Below are 16,517 nucleotides of genomic sequence, written 5' to 3'. Positions count from 1 at the left end.
TCGATTTGTAAATAGTAATTATTACGATTTATTTTTTAATACTGCTACTGAATCATATATTACTTCCCTCTTGAATTCTTATATACAACAACGCAACATTGGCTTTTCCATATTGTATATGATAAACCTTACTATTATTATGCTTCTTCCTGCCCCATGATAAGTGGGGTTTGATACGTTATTCTTCTATATGAGAAGCTTTTTTTATTCATTGTGTTATTACTCCCTACTCTATTCTTCCAGCATATCCCGGAAGATGATTAATATGAAGAAGAGGAAACAATGTGTAGTTCCATTATTTCTATTATTTTTTCAAACATGATAGTATAAAAACATAATCCATATTATGTATGATAAGAAGGGATATAACCATGAACGATAAAGAAATGATCCACAACTCTGCTCGTTTGTTTAAAATCTTAGGAGACGAAACAAGGCTCTCTATACTTCATTTACTTTCTAAAGCAGAAGCTAATGTTTCAACCATTGTAAACCATATTGGTATTGAACAATCAAATGCTTCTCATCAATTAAAAATATTAAAAGACCATCGATTAATCCAATCAAGAAGAGAAGGAAAATCAGTCGTTTATTTTCCAGACGATAATCACATTTATGAAATTTTAGATCAAGTATTCGCTCATATCAAAGAAGATACGGATACTGAATAATTGTAAGCTTGGTAAAAGCGCAAGTGCCCGGTTAGCAACATAGCGTGAGAAGATTTAGGAATCAAATCAAGCGACTAAAAATAGGGAAATGGTGACGTTGGCGGCACACCCCCTGTTTTAGTGGCACGAACCGATGATGACCTATCTTAAAGCGATTAGTGAAGTCGCCTAGTTACTGGGCGCTCGAGTCGGACGTGGCTTATTCTGTCACGTTGTTATATTAGGCCTATGCTTTCTTACGCTATAAAAAATCACCAAAAAACGATTCAAAAATAAAATTTAACCATGAAGAACCCTCCCTTATACGATATTTGATTATCGTATAAGGTTTTTTTATAAACTTGTATTGACATGATTCGTGCATGTGTTAATATGTAATTACATTCATATGAATAAATAATCATATGAATGTACCTTCAACTACTAAAATTATTTATGCAAAAAGCGATTGATTTATTTTTAACGAGAGGCAGAAGGAGGAATTTTAAATGAAAAAAAATCACGCACATCATCATCATAACGATGAACACAGCCACACTCACGATCATGATCACGGGAAAGCACCAATTATTCTTTATTTTATTGGCTTGATCGTGGCAATTATCGCTTTATTTCTTAATGATAATTATCTATTGCTGCAAAATATTCTTTTGTCGATTGCGACAATCATCGCAGGGTACCATGTCGTTATTATTGAAGGTATCGGTGAGACAATTGAAAATACGAAACGTAAAAGAAGATTTACACCGAATTCCCACATCCTCATGGGGTTAGCTGCTTTAGGTGCATCCTTATTGGGCGAATTTTGGGAAGGGACATTATTGATTCTTATTTTCTCTGGTGCGCATTTTCTAGAAGATTATGCTGAAGGACGGAGTAAAAGAGAAATCACCAAATTACTTGAAATGAACCCAACCACTGCGCGATTAATGGATGATAGTGGGAATACCACCTTCGTTGAAGTTAGCGACTTAAAAGTTGGAGACCGTTTACAAGTATTAAATGGGGATCAAGTACCTATTGATGGAAAAATATTATCTGGTAGCACTTCTATTGATGAATCATCCATAAACGGTGAAAGTATACCTAAAGAAAAGTCAAAAGGTGACGAAGTATTCGGCAGTACCATCAACGGTACAGGAACTTTTACTATGGAAGTAACAAAAGAAGAGAAAGACACGGTTTTCTCAAAAATTCTGCAACTCGTAAATCAAAACCAAAGTAATCAAACAAAAGCTGCTAGCATTATTCAAAAATTCGAGCCAAAGTATGTTAATTTCGTTTTAATTGCCATACTGTTAGTTATAGTAATGGCACCATTCCTATTGGATTGGTCATGGTATGAAAGTACCTATCGAGGACTTGTCTTATTAGTAGCATCAGCACCGTGTGCACTTGCTGCTGCAACTGTGTCAGTCACACTGTCCGCTACGTCAAACCTCGCCAAACGTGGTGTACTTTCAAAAGGAGCGTCTTATCTCTCACAACTCGCAAATATTAATGCCATCGCTTTTGATAAAACAGGCACTTTAACAAGAGGAAAACCGCAAGTTACCAATTACTTCTTCTTAGACTCCATAGATGAAACATACATCATTGATATTGTAGTTGCTCTAGAAAGAGGATCTAACCACCCTTTAGCGAACGCAATTTTAGATAAATTTACTGTTCAAAATAAACTAGACATTGACATCACAAATCAAATTGGTAAAGGGTTAACCGGAGATTATAATCAAAATAATTATCGCATTGGGAAACCAACTTCTTTTCATAATGTACCAAATGACATCGCAGATTTAAATGATGAATGGGCCTCTGAAGGTAAGACAGTGGTATATGTAGCTGAAAATGAAAAAGTAATTGGGATTATTGCTTTAATGGATATTCCTAATAAAGAAGCGAAAAAAACAATTGATTACTTCAAAAGCCTCCATATCCACACCACTCTTATTACGGGTGATTCTGAAATGACAGGTAAAGCCGTTGCGAAAAAGCTAGGTATAGATGAAGTCATTGCGAATGTTATGCCAGATGATAAAGCAAACATCATTAATTCGCAGAAAGAAAACTATGGAATTGTCGGTATGGTTGGTGACGGTGTGAATGATGCGCCTGCTTTAGTTAACGCCGATGTTGGTATTGCGATGGGCGATGGGACGGATGTTGCAGTAGAAGTATCTGATTTAGCTTTAATGAAAAACGATCTATCGAAACTCGTAAATGCTCACCGCATTTCTAGAAAAATGAACCGGGTGATTTGGCAAAACATTATATTTTCCATGTCCGTTGTTGCCTTTTTAGTTGTGGTGAGTTTTCTTGGATTAACGGATATCGCAATCAGTGTCATCATCCATGAAGGCAGTACTTTAGTCGTCATTTTAAATGGACTTCGCTTATTGCGCTCCAAAAATAATATATCACTTACAGACTGACAAACAGCAGAATCATAGATATAAATCACATTGAACTGTCTTCAACTGCATATTATGCATTGGTTGACGGTTTTTTTCTAAATATACTGTTGATGTTGTTCATTTTACGGTGTGCAATGAAAAATCAAAGAGAGCCAAAAACCCTTGATACGAAAAGGTTTCTAGCTCTCCTCCTACTACTCCTACTCAATAATAGACACAGTGATTTCTCTAATAATTGAAATGTCGTGCATAAAATGATTTCACACCTTTTCTGGTGAGAAACCTAAGCTTTGCATAAACTTCAATATATTTTTCCGTCTACTATATTTACTATTCCCTCACATTGTTTCGCAATCTTGACGTCATGTGTTACGATTAAAACAGTTTTATTCTGTTCTTTATTTATCCTTTTAAAAATAGATAATACTTGCTCGCCCATTTCTTGATCTAATGCACCTGTCGGCTCATCTGCTAAAATAATATCTGGATTATTAATTAATGCGCGCGCAATTGCTACACGCTGCCGTTGTCCACCCGATAAATTATATGCATATTCAGACGCTTTTTCCTTCATACCAAGCGTATCAAGCAAAGTTAATATTCTTTCTTTTTTATTGGCTTTGTTTTTACTATAATGAAGCGGAATTTCCACGTTTTTTATAAATAAAAGAAAGTAACCAAACAATAAATATTTGTAAAAAAATCCGTAGTGCAATATCTTTCTTGGTCGCCCCGCAAAAAATATGAATACTAAAATTTCTTATATTCCTTCTAATAAATCCCAGAGTATTAATAATTACTAATGATGAAGCAAAAATAATAATTAATATTGATAAAAATAAAAATATACTAACTGATTCTTGTGTGGATTTTTCCATATAGCCAGAAACGCCTTCCACAGTGTTAAAATTATAAATATATGTGTTTGAACGCTCCACAATATCTTGTAATTCTTTTATATCGTTTCTATTCTTAAGTATAATCGTTGAATTTTCAATATAGGTTTCATAATCATAATTTCCATTCATAAATAAATTGTCAACTGCTGTAACATCAATCGGTGTTAATATAACATCATTTAACCCGATAACACCTTCGCCAAATGATATATCCACAAAAGTTTGCCCATCTTGTAAAAAACCAAAAACTTTATATTTTTGATTGTCAACGTCAGTAAATTCATCATCAATATCCATATACTTTTTATATGAATAACCAAGCACAACTGGTATACTTTTATTGCTTACATACTCCCAACTCGCATCAAAAAATTCTCCTTTTGATAAGGAAATATCAAATACATTTATAAAATCGGATGAAACTGATAGCGTTTTATTAGCCCAAATTTTGCTAGGGCCTTGCTCCACCTCGACAGCAAGTGAGTTTTTAGGAATATCTTTTATTTCTATATAATTTTCAATATTAGAAAAACTTATATAATTATCATTTTTATCTATATAAGTATATAAATCTTTCATTATATTTTCTTCATATTCCCCACCTACAAAATCTTCTTTCTCTATCAATGATATATAAAAAGCATTGGATGTATCAAATGTATTCGATAAATGATAAAAAGCCTCTTGCTTTTTATGTATCAAGGAAAAACATTCTGTAATCAATAATATGATAAGCAAAATTTGAATAAAAAATGAAATGAAATAAAGTTTTTTTCTCCATATATCTCCTAAAGCAAATTTTAGTTGAACTGGCATTTTTACTACCTCATCATTTTAATTAATTGTTTCTTCTGATTAATAAATAACATAGGCAAAGTGTATAATATATCCATTATAAAGAATAGCACAACACCTACAATGATCGATTCCCAACGAAATACCGTATCGTGAGGTAATACATGAAAAATATTAGTAACTAAAAAAATGATTAAACTTGCAATCATGATACCTATGAATCGAATAATTAACATATTGAAGTAAATCCTTAGTAACAAACGTATCAAGTATCATGTCAAATGGGTGACAAAGTATAGATATAAGGTTTTGGACGGGCACATAGCGGTGAGAGTGCGTGATTTGCTAAGATAAACTTGAGATTAAGACACTACAGGGTATGCTTGAACTGACAATGGAAATAGCAGAAAAAAGCAAGAAAGAGAAGCCACCTAAACACTTTGTAGAGAAGTTGAAGGACAGCGCTGTAGAAGCAACCCGGAACAACTTGGGTCGTTTAAAAGGGTTGCGGTTTTTGGAGGGACGTGCAGATGAATGGGATGATTAATACAAATACGGAAAACAACGAGCAACGAAATCTAAGTAAATCTTAACATAGGCCCACATCTACATAATAGGTGTGGGCTGTTTTACGCTTACGTTAGTCCAGCCATATTTCACCTCTACTCTTCGTTTTTAGGCACAAAAAAAGACGCTCATTTTAATTGAACGTCTATAAAACAGTATTTAGTATAGATTTTCCTCTTGTGTCCCCACACCCCAAAACAATTACCACCGAATGTAACTGCTAGAATAAAGTGAACAGACTCCGCTAGAAAAGTATGAAATAATTGGTTTTGGATGATTCAGAAGGTGATTAAATTGGAATTAATTGTACAGATTCATCAATCAAAAAAGTAAGGTTTTAAATTTGCAGTAATTGCAAGGAAGTACAACCTCCAAATTCCTTCTCACGAAGAACACCATTGCCTTCTTATTAACAACTTCCCCACCCAACTCTGTAGCGAACGAACCTTCACTTCCTAGCGATAACTCATGCCGGGCACACATATAGAAAAAGCGCCTACTTTTCAGCAAACGGTTTCGAATGCAGTATAAATTATTCTGTTTGATCATCTGCTATGGGTGGAAAGTAAAATGGATTAAACCCTGTTTTAGAATCAGTAACAAGATTTTCTGAATGCTCTGGATTTATAGCTAGTTTCACAGAATCTTCATTATCAAAGATAAATGTTTGTAAATTTTCTTTACCTATTGTTTCATATGCTGTCGATAAAATTTTGCCGATAGCACTACTATTTTTTGCATCAAACGGCTTTGAAATATGATCGATTACCAAAATGGGTATGATAGGATACCTATTGTTCTCTAGTAGTATTTTTAAAAATGCAAGATAACCACACAGCTGAATTAAAGTATGTCTAGCCATACTTCCGATATAGTAATTTACACGATTTTTAGAACCCGATGTTTCACCACCATCAGAAAGTATCACAGGCTGTAGGATATTTCCTTTTTTTAAATATTTAATTTCAAATCCTTTTTGCTGAATATCATCAGATACAACTGAAGATATATCTTTAGCAGAATAATATAATTCTGTTATGAAATTAGATAATTCATCAATTTTTTGCAAATCATCTGAGTTTCGTAAAGCTTTTAACTCTTCTCGTATCTCTTTGATTCTCTTTTTCTTTTCTTTGATGTTGTCATCATTAGAAACAATTTCAACAGATAAATATTCGTTAATAAGTGCAATAGCTTTAGATTTTTCCTCTAAATTATAAATTTTAAACCTTGAATCATTTCTACGTATTTCTGTCTTGATTTGTTCACGTTGTTTCTTCAACTCTTTTATAGTATTATCATTAATCAGGTAATCGCTAAAGAAAATTGTATTATCGACATCATCGAGTAGATTTTGCATAGGTTGGACTAAGTAATCAAAATCAGTATTCTCATCAACTAATTCCTGTAATTTCAAAAGGAGTTTTCTCCTGTTCTCATTATCCCTCCCGAATTGTTTCGCATCGGCTGTATTGTTTTCATAAACCTTTATTTGTTCGGATAGATTATTATACATAACTTCTAAATCTGCAATATTTCTTTTTTTAGAGCTTTTTTCTACATTTTGCATTTCAACTACAGAAGAAAGATATGCCTTAACATCATCTGAATTTCTACCTGTATACCAAATATCTCCACCAATTTTTTGTAAATTAGCATTTACTTGATCGATAACAAATTCATACTTTTGAGAGTTATTTTCCAAATTCTTAACTTCTTGTTGGAGAACATCTAATTCATTCTGTAATATATATATTTGTTCAAGATGTTTGTTGAAAATAAAGTTTAAAATCGGATTAAGTTTTACAGAATATTTTATATCACTGCATTTATCTAGGAAATCTTGAATCTTACCTTGCCCCTTTTCTCCTAAAAAGTTAAACATTGTAAAAGTTCTGTATGTTAATTCTTCATTAGTGAAATTTCTAATGTCCTTTAACAACTGAAAATCTTGAGCAAAAATGGAATTTAATTTATTTTTGTACTCTCGTAAATCAATCATTTCTAAATTTTCTTCATCAGCATAATGCAGATAATTTTGGTTTGGGTTCCTTGTACGCGTGATACTAAAAGTATTTTCATTATATTCAAAGACCATGGTCGCTTTACTTAATGAATCTTTGTACCAGGGCTTCTTTACAATATCTTCTGAAGAACCAAACATGAAATCAATGAACAAATAGAATTCTGTTTTACCCGAACTATTCTTACCCTTAAAGTAATTTATACCTTCACTAAACTTATAGATATAGCTTTTACTATTCATATCAAACATTATAAGTTTTGTTATTTTAAACATTGTAAATCACCTCTTTCATAAATTGCTTATCTGTCATAGTCTTACTTTCTTCAATGACTTTTTTCATGAAATTATTTTCTTCATATATCGAATCTAGTTTTAATTGTTTGGTAGTTAGATGCAATATACCATTTTCAGAATCAACTATTCCTTTACTTATTAACAAATGTAACGCTTTTAAAATATATGGTACGCTATTACAAAAACCATCAAAATCTCCAGCTAAAAGAGAGATACCCTTATAAATAATATCTTGTGTATTCCTTGCGGTATATATCGTTCCACCCAAGAAACGATTTTGCTTAATCAAATAAGAAAAGGTTACTATTTTACATATACTTAATTTTTCATGACGCTGTAATGTTTGGCAGATAATATTACAATAAATACTTAATTGAATAGACTCTGTTTGTACTCTAATATTGCGCATTCTCATCATCCTCCCATGAAATTTGATTTTCTCCGATGCCTTCTTTAGTCAGATGAATCGAGGACCCATATTTTATTTGGTCATTTTCCGCATAAGAATTGGGGTATTTTTGTGTTTTTTCCAGTCTATTATATGGTGTATCTGTTTCATTTTTCATCAAAGTAAACTTCACATTTTGAAAGCCTTCAAAGGTAGTTTCTTCGATCTCGTCAATCTTGTTTACTCTGTTATTTTCCATATATTTTAATGCGGTTTCATAATAATACATGCCATATAACAGATGTTGCTTTAATAAATAATCTGGTAATCCACACGATTTTAATTGCATAAACTCTCTTAAAGTTGAAAGTTTACTGTCCTTTAAATCAATTCTATTAACTTTTTTAAAATTAGAATAGGAGGGAGTCGTAACTTCTTGTGTAAATCGCTTGGAAATATCCTCCACCATATTTATGAATTCTTGATATGTTAAAATATATGGTTCTTTATTTTCAATAGCATTCAAAATTTTAAATGTTATATGCTGCAAAAACTCATTCATCCTTTGCCCAAATACGATTAGGTTTGCAGCTTTTCTAAAATGAAGTGAGGCCTTGTCATCTGTTTTAGCATCAATATCCTCCAAATCAATGAATTCAAACTTACTTTGAATTTGGTTATATACCTTTTCAAATCCATTATAATCTGCTTCATATAAACACTTAACTTTAGAAATAGTAGCATTTCTTTGCATATCGGACTCTACTACAATTTTATGTAATGTTTCTGCATCCTTATTGAAAATATCACCATCATTTTGATAAATTTTATCCGTAAATAGTATATATTCTTCCACATTATGTGAACTATGTTCTAATAATATCCAATTGAGAAGCATTTGTTGAGCAACTGCATTACCAATAGATGTATGCTTAACTTGAATAGCTTTATTAACTCCACTCTCAGTAACCCTACAAACAAATTTATGACTATGTTTGTCGATTTGTTCAGGCGCAATTGCTTTTAAGTTTACATCTTCTATGGTTTCAAATTCTACTTGCATATCCTCCTTTAAGTCGAAGGCATAATAAGCAAATACTTTAATTTGGTAAGCAAATCCTGCTAAACTATTAATACCACTTTGATCTGTTTGAAAAGTCATCTAAAACACCCCCTATTATAACTTTATTTTATACTTTTGCTGACCGGAAGAAGTTTTTTCAATAATATCCACATCTGTATCAACACTTCTAATAAAATTGAGAAATAATGTACCCAATAATAATCTATCACTACGAGAAATACGATTCCATTCATATCCCTTAAACAAATCACGTATTAAAAATATTTCGCCCGGCTTAACTTTAGCTAATTCATTTTTAGCAACTTCCAATAATTCATTTACAGTAGACACGATATACCTCCTAATTATAATAACGTTATAAACAAAGTTGTTATTATAATTGTATATCCTTTTACTAGTTTTTAACAACAAATCATCATCAACACTATGAATTCACATGTTTTTTTGAATAAAGCGGTAAATATGTCAATGAACAGGCATAGATAATATTATATTTCACCTTCTACCACTCTAGGGTTTAATCCTAATAAAGTACCCTTTTCGCGGAAATAGGCCTTGAAAGGACGCTTAGATATGTTAATAGTATTTCTAATACTTTATACCTCTTTCTGATAACTAATGTGGAAAACCCTTCAAAATGCAAGAAATATAAAAAAAAGAGATATTGCTTTTACACAATATCCCTCTTCTTTCTCCGTTTCCTCTGGCGGAATCTTGGCGGAGAACCTATTCATTTTTAGTTGTTTTATCCATTTTACATACCATCGAAATGCAGTCAAATCAACGTTTTCACTTCAAATGCTCTTAGTGAATTATTCCCACTCTATCGTAGCAGGTGGCTTGCTCGTTACGTCATACACTACACGGTTAATATGAGCTACATCGTTCACGAGACGGGTTGAGATTTTTTCCAAGACGTCCCAAGGGATACGCGCCCAATCGGAAGTCATACCATCAATGGACGTTACCGCACGAATACCAATCGTATAATCATACGTGCGGGCATCTCCCATGACACCGACACTGCGAATGTTCGGTAGCACTGTAAAGTATTGCCAAATATCTCTATCTAGTCCAGCTTTCGCAATTTCCTCACGTAGAATAGCATCGGATTCACGAACGATCTCTAATTTTTCTTCCGTTACTTCCCCTAGTACACGAATAGCTAGTCCCGGACCAGGGAAAGGCTGGCGCCAAACGATACGCTCAGGTATACCTAGCTGTGTTCCTAATTCACGAACTTCATCTTTAAACAATGTGTTTAACGGCTCGATTAATTCAAACTGCATATTTTCAGGAAGTCCACCAACATTATGATGTGATTTTATCGTCTGAGCTGTTTCTGTCCCACTTTCAATAATATCTGTGTAGAGCGTTCCTTGCGCTAGAAAGTCCATATTTTTAAGCTTCGCCGCTTCATCATCGAACACGTAAATAAATTCATTTCCGATAATCTTACGTTTCTTCTCTGGATCGTCGACACCTTTTAATTTCGTTAAGAAACGATCCTTAGCATCAATCTTAATAATATTCATATGAAAATCATCCGCAAATACTTTCATCACATCATCAGCTTCATTTTTACGAAGCAACCCGTGATCGACAAAAATACAAGTTAACTGATCGCCAATTGCTTTATGAATAAGTGCTGCAACAACAGAAGAATCAACGCCACCACTTAAAGCACATAATACGTTTCGGTCGCCGACTTTTTCTTGAATTTTCTTCACTTCCATATCAATGAAATTCTCAATCGTCCAGTCACCCTTACTGCCACACACCGCAAAAACAAACTGCTTTAACACATCATTTCCATATTCGGAATGACGTACCTCCGGATGGTACTGTACACCATACAGCCCTTGTTCCTGATTACTAATAGCTGCAATAGGTGTCGAAGGACTTGTTGCATCCACTTGGAATGATGCCGGAGCTTCTACCACTTTATCCCCATGGCTCATCCATACAGTTTGCTGCTTCGGTGTACCTGCAAAGAGCGTTGGTTCTCCTTGAACGTCCATTTCCGCTTTTCCGTATTCACGGTTTTTAGCCTTTTCTACTTTGCCGTCAAAATGTAAAGCCATTAATTGCATGCCGTAGCAAATTCCTAATACTGGGATACCTAAATCAAAAATTGCGGGATCACAGCGGAAACTATTTTCATCATATACGCTATGTGGCCCTCCAGAAAGAATAATACCTGTCGGGTTTATTTCCTTAATTTCTTGAGCTGTTAACTTATGAGTGTGCAACTCACTATACACGCCAAATTCTCTGATGCGTCGTGTAATTAATTGATTGTATTGGCTACCAAAATCCAATACTAAAATCATTTCATTTGTCTTCATGTACGTTACTCCTATCTATAAAATAATCCCACTTACTATAAGTTCCTTTAAAACAATTACTGCATAATCACTAGCCTGCTCCCCTACAAACTAGTAAGCAGACACACCTCTACCTGTCCTGTTCATCATTTGAAACAAACCTGCTCTTGTTGCAACCCCTCATTAGAAAAACTTGGCTATCGGCAAAATTTCTGGCGAGGAAATGCCGTCGTTTTGCTTATACAATACCCCTGCGTCCGAGCAAGAAAAGCAAACCAGGAGCAAAAACAAAAAGCTGCATCCTTACTTTTTGCGACAACAACATGCAAAAAGGCAGAATCCAGCTGTATTGGAAGTTCTGCCTTCATAGTCAAAGCATTTACGGTGCTCTGGTAGATACTTTCGACCCATATTGTCGAGGATATACGAACGGCAAACAATTATTCTCGTTACGTTATGTTCTTATTCTACATAACAAAACGAATGCTGGTCAAGACAATATTCGTTTTATTAAATTTTTCCATAATTGCGCCACCTCTGTTTTAGAAGCAAGATTATCGTCATCTCTGTAAATGAGCCGTTCATAATGCTCCGTAAGCTTCTGCATATCCGTCGTTTCATACTTTTTATCAATTTTCATTGCATACTCTCGTAACGTTTCCCCAGGGCGTTTTGCTTCCCCTTGTTTTTGTAACACTTTCATCAAAAAGTGATACGCTTCCTGTTGATTTTCAACATTATTATCCGCTGTAAATTTACGACGTACCCATTTAGATTGTAAGCGAAGCCTACTTTTGTAAATAAAAATAAAGACAATGAGTAAAAGCGCGATACCGATAACAGTTGGCAACATCCATTCCGTGGTAGTTGGACCCGAGTTAGATGCAGCAGCTGATGCGACTTCGGACTCCTCTTCTTTTTCCTCCTCAGGCGTTGTTTCCTCCGACTGCTCCTCATCCTCTGTCTCCTGTTCCGACTGTTGCAAGGAATCTTGTTGCTCCGTTTCTCCACGTAAAGGCTCATTCTGAAAGTCGGATAAATTCGAGAATCCCTTTGTTGGTTCAAATGGAACCCATCCTGAACCAGGGAAATAGACTTCTACCCATGAATGTGCATTGGAATTAGTTATTTCATAGGTGTTTTTTTCACTTCCCGCATCCACTAATTCACCACCAGTAAATCCTTTCGCCCATCTTGCAGGAATATCCAGCGAACGTAACATGATAACCATCGAGGTGGAAAAATTATCACAATATCCTACCTTAGAATCGAATAAAAATTGATCCACATAATCTTCATTTGCTTCGGGCACAGGAACATCTGTCGTCTGATACGTAAAATCGGTGCTGGAGAAGTAGCTTTCAATTGCCTTTGCTTTATCGTACTGCGTCTCTTCTTCAGCAGTAATATCTTTTGCCAATTCAATTACTCGATCTGGGAGCGTTTCTGGAATTTGCGTATATGCTTCCATAGAGTTATCTGAACTGGAAGCTTGTTGCAAAGCTTCAATATGAAACGTAGGATATCCATAATCAACCGTATAATTTTCTAATGTAATCGGATCGTTGGCATCATCCATTAACCGAATTGCTTCCGATGACATATCAAAATATGGCTCCCCTTCTGGTGCCTCTACATGATCGAAACCGTACGGATAAACGAGCTTATCAAGTGCTTCATCACCTTGAAATTCGATCGTAGCTTGCTTTGTTTCTAAATTAACATTTTCTTGAAACATTGGAGGTATTTTACCTAATTCTGTATAGTAAGAATCACGGCTCTTTTCCCACCCTTTTCCTGTATACACATCTTTTGTCTCTACACGCCAGTAATGTTCTTCATCCGCCTCCGCTTCAAAAACTGGTGTATAATCTTGTACGAAAGAACCTCCCAATCTACTGTCATCTTCTCCGTAGCCTACCTTTTGAATTCCGCCATTTCCTTCTTCAGAGAAGCCTGCATTTTCTGCACTGCTTTGAATAAACGGTACGGGATCAGGCCATTGTGGGGAAAATTTTGGTGCAGCTAATCCAACAGCTGAAGAAAATAAAACAATCGCAACTAATGGCAGCAACCAAACCGCAGATTTCTTAGCTAATGTAAACCGAAGCGCTTCTCGGTCCATCTCTCTCATAAAATGGGCTAACCCTAAAGCAAGCAAAGATATGATGAAGGATCTAATGATCGCAGCAGTGCCATCATAAACGGTGAACGTGTCTAACACTGCCAAATAAGCAATCGTCAGAAATACGAACATAAGGACACGTTTTCTGATAACAAACCAATAATGGAGTAAATAGCTCATTAACCAGATTAAAATAAGAAACAACGTACTACGAAACAATGGCGTGAACTCATACCATGTTTTGTTAAACAATGCTTGCATGTTTACGATACTAGCTTGCAATAACTCTCCGATCCATAACGGGTTTAAAAAACTCGTCGTAAAAAAAAGATTATTTACCACGAATAGTAATGCTACCCCCTTCAAGATAAACGACAGCCACCATCTAACCTGCATAAAAGAAAGAAGAAAGCATAGAACGCCGTAAAGCATAAACATACTAATATTTGTCGTATCCGTCACTTCCTGTAAAGGGTAGAACCATTCTAGAAATAAAATGAACCCGCATATATAAAGAATCAACGTATAAAAAGTAGCAGGACTCGACTTTTGCGTACTCATATTCTTTTCACCTCTAACGGGGTTTTCATTAGTTCACGCTCTGTCATTTCAAATACATCTACGCCAAAAGCTTGTAACTGACGAACAAACGGAGTCGAATAGGTATGTTGTTGTGCAGGCCGAATAAACAAAATGCATATATGTTTCGCTCTTTGCCTCACCTTTTTTATCATCTCTACGAACGGTTTCTCCATATTTCCTACAACGAATAAGAGGGTACCCCCGCTCACGAGCTTAGACCATTGGTGCTCAACGCCCATTGAAAACATATCATTTTTACTTGGCTGTAGTTTGGTTATATGTTCTTTTAATCGATCAAAGTCTCCTTGCGCATGAATAGATGCAAAAAAACTTGTGTCTTTTCCGACGGTAAGTAATCCAGATTCTAACGATTGTTTCTTAAAATGAGTAAGCAAAGCATACGTTACTTCCACCATTCCTTCAAAAACAATCGGATTTGATATATTACAAGCTTCTAGGACAATGATTCTGCTCGTTCCTCTTTCTTGCTCAAACTCCTTTGTCATCATCGTATTTTTTCTTGCTGTTTGCTTCCAGTCAATCCAAGACACACGATCGCCAGGTAAATACTCCCTTATCCCTGTCGCTAGATTGACATTGTTAAGTCGTAACGATGAGCTGAGCACATTTCCTTCTTGCTGATTACGAATTTGTTCTTCTAATAGGAATGGTCGAGCAATTGGAGGCACAACGAGCGAGTCATTTACAGCATATATATGATCTTTTTTCACAAGCCCAAAAAAATCGCCTGTCCGTATCCGTACCTTTGGAAAGGAATGTACACCTCGTGGAATTTGTTCTAACCGATAAGAAAAAGAAAATGTACGCTTAAAACCTGGAAACAGAACCCGCTTCATTCTCCGTCCAATAAACAATTGATCAGCTTGGTGCATATACTGATATTTTTCTTTACCGTTGTCCACCTTTTTCAATGAATCTGCTAACATATCTTCTATGATGCAGTAATATAAAGGAAATGGAAAACGACGTTTTATTTTAACCTTTACCGTAACCGCTCCACCAGCGTTGGTTATATAATGGGAAAGCTTTCTACTAACCTGCCATTTGCGAATTGGATATAGTAAAACAACTGCTTCGTATAACAATATAGGAAGAAAGCTAAAAAATAAAAACCAACTGACAAAGCCGCCTTGAAACATAGCATAAGAAAATAACAGCAAAAGGATAGTAATCAGAAACAGACTGCTTACGATCATTCGAAAGCGGTATTTCATTAAAGCAATTCCTTTCGTATTGGTATTTCCGTTTGTTCGATAATCATTGCAATAACGTCACTAGCAGTTTCTCCACTATATCTTGCTTCCGAGCGCAGGATGATTCGATGTGCTAAAACGTAAGGAGCCAAATATTTCACATCATCTGGTAAAACATAGTCACGTCCTAAAATAAAGGCATATGCCTTTGCCGCTTTCATCAAAGCAATCGACCCTCTTGGGCTGACGCCTAAATAAATTTGCGGGTGTGTTCTCGTACTTGTTGTTAAATCGATAATATAATGTTGCACATTTTTATCGATATACACATGCTTTACTTCATCTTGGATATGTTCTAATTCTTGTTTTGTTAGAACAGCTTCTATAGAATCAATAGGATGCACCTGCGAAGTACGTGTAAGCATTTCCATTTCCTCCACAAACGTCGGATATCCCATGTGTAATTTTAAAATAAATCGATCTAATTGTGCTTCTGGCAATGGATACGTACCTTCATATTCAATTGGATTTTGAGTAGCCATGACAAAAAAAGGACGAGCTAGAGGAATCGTATTACCATCCACAGTGACATGGTTTTCTTCCATTGCTTCTAGCAAGGCGGACTGTGTTTTTGGAGAAGTTCGATTGATTTCATCTGCTAATATGATATTACCGAGAATTGGTCCACCACGAAATTCGAACTCTAGTGTTTTTGGATTAAAAATCGATACACCTGTAACATCGGAAGGTAATAAATCAGGGGTAAATTGAATTCTTCTAAAGTCACAATCTAAAGACTTCGCCAACGTTTTTACAAGCATGGTTTTCCCAACACCTGGTACATCCTCTAATAGCACATGCCCTTGTGCTAATAAAGCAACAAGACTTAAGACAGCAGGTTCTTCTTTGCCGATCATTACTTTTCTTATATTTTGTAAAACATTTTCTACTTTTACATTATATGACATTGTACTCTCCATAAAATAAGCCCCTTTCTATATACATTATAACAACCATTTCTTCCTACGATAATGATGTTCATGCCTCTTTTTTTACACTATAAGAAAGGATGGATTTATAGTGTAAGTCAAACGACGGCGGTTATTGCCCTAACATTGGCAATAAGTCAAA

General features: G+C 35.0%; 14 protein-coding genes, 1 pseudogene and 1 riboswitch. Of the genes and pseudogenes, 4 read left to right on the top strand and 11 right to left on the bottom strand.

Annotated elements, in window-relative coordinates; genetic code table 11:
• Positions 1-350: 350 nt before the first annotated feature.
• Complete coding sequence (locus BUB45_RS15605; RefSeq protein ID WP_212590781.1) at positions 351-671, top strand: ArsR/SmtB family transcription factor; 321 nt, start codon at positions 351-353, stop codon at positions 669-671.
• Positions 672-1,159: 488 nt separating this feature from the next.
• On the top strand, positions 1,160-3,103 hold the full coding sequence (locus BUB45_RS15600; protein WP_073011802.1) for a heavy metal translocating P-type ATPase: 1,944 nt from the start codon (positions 1,160-1,162) through the stop codon (positions 3,101-3,103).
• A gap of 283 nt (positions 3,104-3,386) precedes the next feature.
• Here BUB45_RS15600 and BUB45_RS20480 read toward each other — a convergent pair whose 3' ends face one another.
• The 3 genes from BUB45_RS20480 to BUB45_RS15590 are packed head-to-tail and all read right to left on the bottom strand — an operon-like array spanning position 3,387 to position 5,015.
• Positions 3,387-3,737 (bottom strand): ABC transporter ATP-binding protein, encoded by a 351-nt coding sequence (locus tag BUB45_RS20480; protein WP_280157526.1) that lies wholly within the window; start codon positions 3,735-3,737, stop codon positions 3,387-3,389.
• Positions 3,715-4,800: an ABC transporter permease family protein gene (locus BUB45_RS20475; protein WP_244527746.1), complete on the bottom strand. Its 1,086-nt coding sequence runs from the start codon at positions 4,798-4,800 to the stop codon at positions 3,715-3,717. The genes BUB45_RS20480 and BUB45_RS20475 overlap by 23 nt, the downstream gene beginning before the upstream one ends.
• 5 nt (positions 4,801-4,805) lie before the next feature.
• On the bottom strand, positions 4,806-5,015 hold the full coding sequence (locus BUB45_RS15590) for a hypothetical protein (protein ID WP_073011800.1): 210 nt from the start codon (positions 5,013-5,015) through the stop codon (positions 4,806-4,808).
• 10 nt (positions 5,016-5,025) lie between these two features.
• Between BUB45_RS15590 and BUB45_RS19630 the strand changes: the two are divergent.
• Positions 5,026-5,130 (top strand): annotated as a pseudogene (locus BUB45_RS19630) (transposase); the annotation flags it as partial.
• Positions 5,131-5,158: 28 nt separating this feature from the next.
• The gene (locus BUB45_RS19955; RefSeq protein WP_170861769.1) at positions 5,159-5,326 is read left to right on the top strand and encodes a hypothetical protein; all 168 of its coding nucleotides are present in this window, start codon (positions 5,159-5,161) and stop codon (positions 5,324-5,326) included.
• 552 nt (positions 5,327-5,878) lie between these two features.
• Here BUB45_RS19955 and BUB45_RS20250 read toward each other — a convergent pair.
• The 8 genes from BUB45_RS20250 to BUB45_RS15550 all read right to left on the bottom strand — a co-directional run bounded on the left by BUB45_RS20250 (position 5,879) and on the right by BUB45_RS15550 (position 16,366).
• On the bottom strand, positions 5,879-7,645 hold the full coding sequence (locus BUB45_RS20250) for a hypothetical protein (RefSeq protein WP_205601083.1): 1,767 nt from the start codon (positions 7,643-7,645) through the stop codon (positions 5,879-5,881).
• On the bottom strand, positions 7,638-8,075 hold the full coding sequence (locus BUB45_RS15580; protein ID WP_073011797.1) for a hypothetical protein: 438 nt from the start codon (positions 8,073-8,075) through the stop codon (positions 7,638-7,640). The genes BUB45_RS20250 and BUB45_RS15580 overlap by 8 nt, the downstream gene beginning before the upstream one ends.
• Complete coding sequence (locus tag BUB45_RS20245; RefSeq protein WP_073011794.1) at positions 8,062-9,216, bottom strand: hypothetical protein; 1,155 nt, start codon at positions 9,214-9,216, stop codon at positions 8,062-8,064. Before BUB45_RS20245 ends, BUB45_RS15580 begins: the two co-directional genes overlap by 14 nt.
• Before the next feature lie 15 nt (positions 9,217-9,231).
• Positions 9,232-9,468 carry a single-stranded DNA-binding protein gene (locus tag BUB45_RS15570; RefSeq protein ID WP_073011792.1) on the bottom strand — a complete coding sequence of 79 codons (237 nt, stop codon included), beginning with the start codon at positions 9,466-9,468 and terminating at the stop codon, positions 9,232-9,234.
• 482 nt (positions 9,469-9,950) lie between these two features.
• Positions 9,951-11,486, bottom strand: a complete 1,536-nt coding sequence (guaA, locus tag BUB45_RS15565) for a glutamine-hydrolyzing GMP synthase (protein WP_073011789.1) — start codon at positions 11,484-11,486, stop codon at positions 9,951-9,953.
• 326 nt (positions 11,487-11,812) lie between these two features.
• Positions 11,813-11,914, bottom strand: a riboswitch (purine riboswitch).
• A 41-nt stretch (positions 11,915-11,955) separates the two neighbouring features.
• On the bottom strand, positions 11,956-14,151 hold the full coding sequence (locus BUB45_RS15560; protein ID WP_073011786.1) for a transglutaminase TgpA family protein: 2,196 nt from the start codon (positions 14,149-14,151) through the stop codon (positions 11,956-11,958).
• On the bottom strand, positions 14,148-15,407 hold the full coding sequence (locus BUB45_RS15555; protein WP_073011783.1) for a DUF58 domain-containing protein: 1,260 nt from the start codon (positions 15,405-15,407) through the stop codon (positions 14,148-14,150). Before BUB45_RS15555 ends, BUB45_RS15560 begins: the two co-directional genes overlap by 4 nt.
• On the bottom strand, positions 15,407-16,366 hold the full coding sequence (locus BUB45_RS15550; RefSeq protein WP_073011770.1) for an AAA family ATPase: 960 nt from the start codon (positions 16,364-16,366) through the stop codon (positions 15,407-15,409). Before BUB45_RS15550 ends, BUB45_RS15555 begins: the two co-directional genes overlap by 1 nt.
• Positions 16,367-16,517: the final 151 nt, after the last annotated feature.

This window comes from Virgibacillus chiguensis (assembly GCF_900129865.1).
Lineage (GTDB): Bacteria > Bacillota > Bacilli > Bacillales > Amphibacillaceae > Virgibacillus > Virgibacillus chiguensis.
Note: the sequence above shows the minus strand (reverse complement) of the source record. Positions and strands in the feature narration are given on the sequence as shown.

What these genes read in the sequence shown, in the direction of transcription:
- BUB45_RS19955 (WP_170861769.1), top strand. Translation starts at nt 5,159, where the DNA reads ATGCTTGAACTGACAATGGAAATAGCAGAAAAAAGCAAGAAAGAGAAG.
- BUB45_RS15605 (WP_212590781.1), top strand. Translation starts at nt 351, where the DNA reads ATGATAAGAAGGGATATAACCATGAACGATAAAGAAATGATCCACAAC.
- BUB45_RS15590 (WP_073011800.1), bottom strand. Translation starts at nt 5,015, where the DNA reads ATGTTAATTATTCGATTCATAGGTATCATGATTGCAAGTTTAATCATT.
- BUB45_RS20245 (WP_073011794.1), bottom strand. Translation starts at nt 9,216, where the DNA reads ATGACTTTTCAAACAGATCAAAGTGGTATTAATAGTTTAGCAGGATTT.
- BUB45_RS15550 (WP_073011770.1), bottom strand. Translation starts at nt 16,366, where the DNA reads ATGGAGAGTACAATGTCATATAATGTAAAAGTAGAAAATGTTTTACAA.
- BUB45_RS15555 (WP_073011783.1), bottom strand. Translation starts at nt 15,407, where the DNA reads ATGAAATACCGCTTTCGAATGATCGTAAGCAGTCTGTTTCTGATTACT.
- guaA (WP_073011789.1), bottom strand. Translation starts at nt 11,486, where the DNA reads ATGAAGACAAATGAAATGATTTTAGTATTGGATTTTGGTAGCCAATAC.
- BUB45_RS15560 (WP_073011786.1), bottom strand. Translation starts at nt 14,151, where the DNA reads ATGAGTACGCAAAAGTCGAGTCCTGCTACTTTTTATACGTTGATTCTT.
- BUB45_RS15600 (WP_073011802.1), top strand. Translation starts at nt 1,160, where the DNA reads ATGAAAAAAAATCACGCACATCATCATCATAACGATGAACACAGCCAC.
- BUB45_RS20475 (WP_244527746.1), bottom strand. Translation starts at nt 4,800, where the DNA reads ATGCCAGTTCAACTAAAATTTGCTTTAGGAGATATATGGAGAAAAAAA.
- BUB45_RS20250 (WP_205601083.1), bottom strand. Translation starts at nt 7,645, where the DNA reads ATGTTTAAAATAACAAAACTTATAATGTTTGATATGAATAGTAAAAGC.
- BUB45_RS15580 (WP_073011797.1), bottom strand. Translation starts at nt 8,075, where the DNA reads ATGCGCAATATTAGAGTACAAACAGAGTCTATTCAATTAAGTATTTAT.